This is a genomic window from Anaeromusa sp., from assembly GCF_028691475.1.
Classification (GTDB): domain Bacteria; phylum Bacillota; class Negativicutes; order Anaeromusales; family Anaeromusaceae; genus Anaeromusa.
The window spans coordinates 1-7085 of record NZ_JAQUZF010000119.1 but is presented as its reverse complement, the minus strand read 5'-3'; the positions used below and the strand labels follow the sequence as shown (position 1 = coordinate 7085).

The 7085-nt window shown below is 49.8% G+C and carries 6 protein-coding genes; 5 read left to right on the top strand and 1 reads right to left on the bottom strand.

Going from position 1 to position 7085, the window contains the following annotated elements; genetic code table 11:
- Positions 1-158 precede the first annotated feature (158 nt).
- The gene (locus tag PHF27_RS12290; protein ID WP_300070514.1) at positions 159-2639 is read left to right on the top strand and encodes an HD domain-containing phosphohydrolase; all 2481 of its coding nucleotides are present in this window, start codon (positions 159-161) and stop codon (positions 2637-2639) included.
- A 72-nt stretch (positions 2640-2711) separates the two neighbouring features.
- Here the strand turns inward: PHF27_RS12290 and PHF27_RS12285 are convergent, their stop codons facing one another.
- Entirely contained in the window at positions 2712-4028 is a 1317-nt protein-coding gene (locus PHF27_RS12285; protein ID WP_300070511.1) for an amidohydrolase, read from the bottom strand.
- 243 nt (positions 4029-4271) lie between these two features.
- Here PHF27_RS12285 and PHF27_RS12280 point away from each other — a divergent pair, with 243 nt between their 5' ends.
- From PHF27_RS12280 to PHF27_RS12265, 4 genes are all read left to right on the top strand, one after another.
- Complete coding sequence (locus PHF27_RS12280; protein WP_018703719.1) at positions 4272-5072, top strand: DUF3100 domain-containing protein; 801 nt, start codon at positions 4272-4274, stop codon at positions 5070-5072.
- A complete protein-coding gene (locus PHF27_RS12275) occupies positions 5069-5518 on the top strand; it encodes a hypothetical protein (RefSeq protein ID WP_300070507.1) in 450 nt (149 codons plus the stop codon). The genes PHF27_RS12280 and PHF27_RS12275 overlap by 4 nt, the downstream gene beginning before the upstream one ends.
- A gap of 348 nt (positions 5519-5866) precedes the next feature.
- Positions 5867-6769, top strand: a complete 903-nt coding sequence (locus PHF27_RS12270; protein WP_300070504.1) for a LysR family transcriptional regulator — start codon at positions 5867-5869, stop codon at positions 6767-6769.
- 85 nt (positions 6770-6854) lie between these two features.
- The coding region (locus PHF27_RS12265; RefSeq protein WP_300070501.1) for an aspartate/glutamate racemase family protein at positions 6855-7085 on the top strand (231 nt) is incomplete at its 3' end.

Sequence of the window (7085 nt, the reverse complement as noted above, 5' to 3'; positions counted from 1 at the left end):
AATCTCATTTAGTGTGGCTCCATTATATACCCTTTTTAGGGAAAAACACAAATGCCGTACCGCAAAATAGGGCGTATAGAAGGTATTTTCAGTAAAAAAAAGAATTTACCCTGTATAAGATTATAATAATAATGGGAATTGAGAAGGGAGGGCGGACTGTGCGGTTTGGAATGCAAAGAACCATTAGGCAGCAAATGGGATTGTTTGGTCTAATGCTGCTGCTGTGCAGTTCCCTTGCTTTAACAGGGGTATTTATTTGGCATGAAGTCGATCATCTTCGTGAAAGCAGCGTGCGAAATTTACAACAAGCCGTAGTGTTGCAAAATCAATTTTTGAGGAATTGGCAACAGCATTACACAGAACTGGCAGCTTATTTGGCTTTGGGCAAGGCGGCTCAAACACAGAACTGGGCGTTGTTCAAAGAACAGGCCTTGGCGATCAAAGCTTCCTCTCAGGAGGAGTTAGATGTTATTTTTGTTGGCGATGACGGTTTTGGAAAGTTTACTAGCGGCATAAAGCCGGCACAGCAGTTGTTCGCTGGGGAGCGAGCCTATTTCCAGGAGGCGAGGGAAGGGCGGCCGTTTGTTTCCGGCTTATTGAGCAGTCAAGCATTGGAGCGGCAGGTAGTCGTGTTTTCTCATCCCGTGAAAGCCCAAGGTGAAAAATTTGGCGGAATGGTGCTTGTAGTAGTGTATGCGGATTCCATCGTGTCTATGCTGAAGAAGGTTCAACCTGTTATGTCAGGCGATTTATATCTAGTATCAGCTAACAATCTGGTTTTATCGAGCGCTATAGAGCCAGCGGAAGGTTGGGAAAACAGCGGCTTTTTTGAAACCATGCGGACCAGCGGGGAAGGCGTTCGGCGTTATCAACGGGGCGAGGAAGAGTATCTGCAAGCTTACCAGAAAGCAGAACCAGGCGGGTGGCTGGTTGTTAGCGAAATTCCCTGGAGCGGCGTGGTAAAGCCTATAAACGAGTTTTTGCAATGGGTATTATTGGTGATGACAGGGGTGCTTTTTTTATCTGGATTTTTGCTTTGGTACTTTTCCAAAACCTTGGAAAGACCAGTGCAAGCGCTGGTTCAAGGGGCAAAACGAGTGCAAGCAGGAGAGTATACGCAGCCTGTGGAACTGCAAGAAGGAGGCTTTGTGCCTAGAGAACTGCATTCTCTTTGCGATTCTTTTAACATTATGACTGGCGTGATTCAGCAGCAAATGGAGCTTTTGCAGGAATTTCACCGCCTTTCTTCGGAAGCGGAACAGTTGCTGCAAAAATATCGCTTGCTGTCGGAGAATGCAACCGATATTATTTTGTTTGTACGGATGTCGGATCAGCAGATTATTGAAGTCAACAAAGCCGCGGAGGTGGCCTATGGCAAGACGCGGCAAGAGTTATTGACCGGCAGTCTGCATGACTTGTATCCGGTGCGCCAGGACGTGTTGGCTTGGGATAAGATTCGGAGGAGTTCGGCGAAGCCGGTTATTGAAGAGATGCATCGTCGCAGTGACGACAGTCTGTTTTTTGTAGAAGTCAGCGTACAGCAATTGGCGGGAGAATTGCAGGATGTAGTTGCGTTTATTGTGCGCGATGTAAGCGAGCGCAAAGAGTTTGAGCAGAAACTCCGTCGCGTCAGCTTTCATGATCAACTGACTGGTTTATACAATCGTTTCTTCTTCGAATATGAAATGGAGCGCTTAAAGAAAGAAGGCAAAGGGCCGTTGGCCGTACTTGTGTGTGATGTGGATGGCCTAAAACTGGTCAATGATACGCTGGGGCATGCGGCCGGAGACGATTTACTGCGGGCGGCTGCCTGGGTGCTGCGGCGCAGTTTGCGTGAGCAAGATTTGTTGTTTCGCATCGGCGGTGATGAGTTTGTGGCTTTTCTGCCGGATATGGAAGAGGATGGCATTGCAGGCGTGCAACAGCGCATTGCTAATGTAATTAAAGAGCATAACGAGCGAGCCTTGGCATGGCCTCTGTTCATTTCGTGCGGCTGGTCTTGGCGGCACGGGGCATTTCTACCGTTGGAGACTATGTTTCGAGAAGCCGATGATGCGATGTACAGCTCGAAAAGCCGCCAGCGCAACCAGACGCGGCAAGGAATGCTGCAGATGTTCGAAAAACGGTTGCGCATCACTGAACCCATCGCAGCAGAGCATATGGAGGAAGTAGCGGTAAAACTGCAAAAGTTGGGAGCGGCCATAGGGTTGGCGGAAACGGAATTTGAACGACTGCGGCGCTTGGGTCGCTACCATGATCTGGGTAAAGTTGCTATTTCCATGGAAATCCTAAATAAGCGAGAGCTGCTTTCGCCTAGCGAATGGAAAGAAATCCGCAAACATGCCGAAATTGGAGGGCGTATGGCGCAGCAATTGCCGGGTTTGATGGATTTAGCAGAAGCGATCCGGCATCATCATGAATGCTGGGATGGGACCGGCTATCCGGACGGCCTTGCGGGGGAGGATATTCCGCTTTTAAGCCGGATGATTGCTATTGTTGACGCCTTTGACGCGATGCAGCGGCCGCGCAGTTATCGGGAGGGAAAGAGCAAGGCGGAAGCGATCGAGGAATTGAGGTCTTTGGCAGGAAGTCAGTTTGACCCGAAGCTGGTTGAAGTTTTTTTGCAAACGGAGACATAAAAAACAGCGCTAAGGGCATAGTCCTTAGCGCTGTTTCATTAGAATCGGGTGTTCGTTTCTTGCTGTTGGCTTTTATTTTTTCGCGGCGATGTCTTCCCAAAACTTCACATAGCTTTCGCGAGTCATGGGCGGGGTGTAGTCGGCGAGAATCGCTTCTGCTTCGGCGGCATGATCGTAAAGTAAGTCAATAATGGTGTGAGCCATGGCTTGCGAGGAAACCAGATAAGCCATGTCAGGATCGGAGACGCAGAAGTCTCGGGTATGAGCGTTGCCGCTAACGCCGCCAACCCAAGGGTGGGTGACAGGCATGATATGGGAAAGATCCCCCATATCGGTGCTGGCGGCGTGATGATCCAGTTCCTCCACCTTGTCGGCGCCAACCAAAGCGGCGGCATTTTCTCGCAGCAAGGCGCTGAGGGAGGCTTCATTGCTTAAAGGAAGGTAGCCTGGCAGATCTGTAATCTCCACATCGGCGCCAATAGCCAGTGCGCCTGCCTGCAGGGCTCGATCAATTTTAACGTTGGCATCGATAATAGCGGGAACGGTGCGAGCGCGAACATAGCTTTCCAGGCGAACGTCCGACGGTACGACATTAACCAAGTCACCGCCTTTGGTGATGATGGGATGAAAACGCACATGATCTTCGTCACGGAACGTTTCGCGTTGGGCGTGAACGGCCATCATCGCTAACATGGCGGCATTGAGAGCGTTGACGCCTTCATGAGGAGCGCCGGCGGCATGGGCTTCGCGCCCTTTGTAGCGGATGAGTTTGCCGATAAAGCCGTTGCTGGTGCCGCCTACTTGGATAAGGCGGCCTCCTTCGCCAGTCGTGGAAAGATGCATCATCATGGACATGTCGACATCGTCAAAAGCGCCGAGGCGAATTAGTTCCGCTTTGCCTGCCAGAAAACCTAGTTTTCCTTCGGTACGCAGGCGGTTGCGGTATTCAATTTCTACGTACTCTTCGGCAGGTACGGCAAAAGGGACTACATCGCCGTCTAATTCCTGCATGACTCCAGACTCGGCTAAACCGATGGCGCAAGCGGCCATGGCTGCAAGCTGTGCATGATGGCCGCAGGCGTGAGCAGCGCCGGTTTCCGCACAGGCAGCCGGATGTTCATGGCAGATAACCGCATCCAACTCGCCAAGTACGGCAATGGTGCGTCCGCTGGTGCGGCCCTTGAGGCGTCCTTTAACTCCGGTTAGAGCTAAACCTTGTTCGGACGGAATGCTGTGTTTTGCAAATAAAGCGGCAATTTTAGCGGCCGTTTTAGTTTCTTTAAAGCCTAATTCCGGCTCGGAGAAGACCGAATCAGCTAGGGCGAATATTTCCTCCTTATGCGCCTGGATGGCGGCGTTGACTCGTTGTTTGCATTCGTCTTTAGTCATAGTGAACACTCCTTATGTTGCATCTGGATTTCTTTTCATATCTTGTTAAAAGAAGTAAACGTAATTAATACTCCTTAAGTATAAGGCTCCTATGCAAGGAGAACAAGCGGCGAAAAAAGGTGGTTATTAGCGAATAACAAACAAGAAAAGGGGAAATAGATGTATTTTCTTTCTTTCTCAGTTTGACGCGTTAAATAGATAATGATACCATAATCTGCAATACGTGAAAGGGGGCGGAAAATCTTGAAGGTTTTAACGTCTTGGAAAGTGCATGCGTTGGCGCTGCTTCTCGTTATGGTCTGCGAGGGCATCGGTACGCACAAAATTCCTCTGGGACCAGGGGTGCTCTTATTTTTACCTATGTTATACGCTATGATTCTAGGCGCGTTTATCAGTTGGCCCAAACTGAAAGTCATGAAATTGCCGGAAATGGGCGTAGCTTCGCAGGTACTGACGGTTGTAACCTTGCTGTTGGTTACGAAACTGGGGGTTATTATTGGACCTTCTGTGGCGAAACTGGCTCAATCCGGTTGGACTTTGTCCATTCAAGAATTGGGTCATTTCTTGGGGACCGTAGTGCTGGGCTTGCCCTTGGCTTTGTTCCTCGGTTTGGGGCGTGAGGCCGTAGGCGCTACGTTTTCCATTGACCGGGAACCGAATATCGCCATTATTGCCGAAAAATACGGTCTGGATTCACCGGAAGGCCGCGGCGTTATGTCTGTGTATATTTGCGGTACCGTCTTCGGGGCAGTTTGGCTGGGCCTTTTAGCGGGCTATTTGGCTGCATTGAAGGTGTTCCATCCCTTTGCTCTCGCTATGGGCGCAGGCGTTGGCTCTGGAAGTATGATGGCGGCTGCGTCGGGGGCTCTAAAAGCAGTACATCCGGAAGTGGCGAATGAAATTTTGATGTATGCCGGCGCCGCTAACTTATTGACGACCATTGTGGGCATTTACTTCTGTCTCTTCATTTCCTTGCCGGTGACAAACTATCTCTATCGCGTTTTGTCGCCTATCTTGTCTCCGAAGGGAGGAAAGTCCTCATGATGCGTTTGCAGGAAACAATTGCCGTTATGGTTCTGTTCGGTCTGATTACCGTTGTGGGAAACATGATCGGCTACAAGCAGCCCTTTGGGGATTCCTTGATTGGGTATGGAATTTTGCTGGTGATTACGGTAGCGGGTATGATTTTAGCCAAAGTGGTGCCGGGAAAACTGCCAATGGTTTTCTGGGTGTCCCTGGTGGCGCTGCTTTCGACTTCGCAGCTTTCCCCTGTGGCTAAAGAGGTGACTCTCTATACTGGAAAAATTGACTTTTTGGCTCTTTGTACGCCCATCTTGGCTTATGCAGGCTTGGGTGTCGGCAAGGACTTGGAAATTTTCAAAAAGATGTCCTGGCGCATTATCATTGTAGCTTTGGCGGTTTATACAGGCACCTTTGTCTTTTCTACGGCCATTGCTCAGTTCATGCTGCATTTGGAAGGCGTTATCTAAATTAGGCTCTAAAAACAGGTCTGTATTCTTAGGAATGCGGGCCTGTTTTTAATACGCGAAAAACGCGAAAGGGCTTTATGGTTCAGGGGGACGGTTCTCCTGAACCATTTTAACTGCGGCATAATTAATCCCTTACTTTACTCACTCTACTCCTGTTAAAACATAAATACTCAGTAACCCTCATTCATACCCTCTCGTGACTCCCGCGACTCTTGTTCAATCTTCGTTCTTTCTCTGTGACGTTCCCCAAAAGGACCGCGCAGCGGGTTTGCTTAAAGCGAATAGCGAAGCGTTGCCATAGCTTGCCGCGGCGGCTACAATGAAAAGAGAAAGGGCGGCGGTGAGCGGATGGAATTGCGATTGCTGAAGACTTTTTTGCTGGTAGCCCGGTTGATGAACATCACTCAGGCAGCGGAACGCCTGAATTTTACGCAGCCGGCTATTACGGCGCAAATTCATAATCTGGAAAGCGCTTTAGGAGCGCGGCTTTTTACACGCAAGGGGAAGCGTTTGCTGCTAACCGAAGCGGGACTGCGCCTGGTGGCGCACGCGGAGAGCATCTTGCTGCAGTGGGAGCAGGCTAAGGAAGAGCTGGCTGTGTACGCAGAAAATCGCGAGTCCTTGGTGTTAGGCGTATCCACGCAGCTGATTAATTATTTTTTACCGGATGTACTGCGGCGGCTGCAAGAGAAAATGCCTCAACTGATTGTTAGTGTGGAAGTGTGCTCCAATACGAAGACCGTACTGCAGGGCGTAGAAGACGGCCAGTTTGATTTGGGTCTGATTCACGGACGCAATTACTTGCGGCGCCTGAAGGAGCATGCTGTTTGGGAAGAAGATATTCTCTGGGTGATTGGCCAGAACTGTTCTTGGGAAAACGGGGACGTATTGCCCTTGGTTAATTTTAAGCAAGGCAGTGATTTTAGAGCCCAATGGGAGTTGGCGCGAGGCAGCCAGCCATATCATACGGTGGCTGAGTACAGTGATTCCGAAGCGGTCAAGCGGGCGGTGTTGAACGGCTTAGGGGCGGCCTATCTGCCCAAGACGCTGGTGCAGGAGGAGCTGCAGCAAGGAAAGCTGCGTTTAGCCGAGGGGCCGGCTTTACAGATGAAGATTTTTTTAGTACATCGTGTCAGGCAGACCTTTACTGCCGCTATGCAAGCGTTGCTTTGGCAGTTGAGTGAAAATTCCGCAGCCGAAGAAAGCTTGCTGACTCTTCTGGGGGAAATGGATGCTTATAAAAATAAATGATGGATGGCATAAAAAGCGCTGATTTTTCAGGGCTTTTCTTTTTGTGTAAGCTAAAAACAGAGATACGCAAAAGGAGGCGGAACCTATGGCGATGATTGGAGTGCTCGGGGGTATGGGGCCCATGGCAACAGCGGATTTGTTTGTGAAGATGATTGAAAATACAAAAGCGCAGACCGACCAGGAACATCTTTCTATTTTGATTTATAACAATCCGCATATTCCTTCGCGCATTGACGCTATTTTACATGGGGCGCCCAGTCCGGAGGCGGAGCTGGTGCGTTCTGCGAAATTGTTGGAGCGTTCAGGGGCTAATTTT

What these genes read in the sequence shown, in the direction of transcription:
- PHF27_RS12285 (WP_300070511.1), bottom strand. Translation starts at nt 4,028, where the DNA reads ATGACTAAAGACGAATGCAAACAACGAGTCAACGCCGCCATCCAGGCG.
- PHF27_RS12275 (WP_300070507.1), top strand. Translation starts at nt 5,069, where the DNA reads ATGATGCGTTTGCAGGAAACAATTGCCGTTATGGTTCTGTTCGGTCTG.
- PHF27_RS12270 (WP_300070504.1), top strand. Translation starts at nt 5,867, where the DNA reads ATGGAATTGCGATTGCTGAAGACTTTTTTGCTGGTAGCCCGGTTGATG.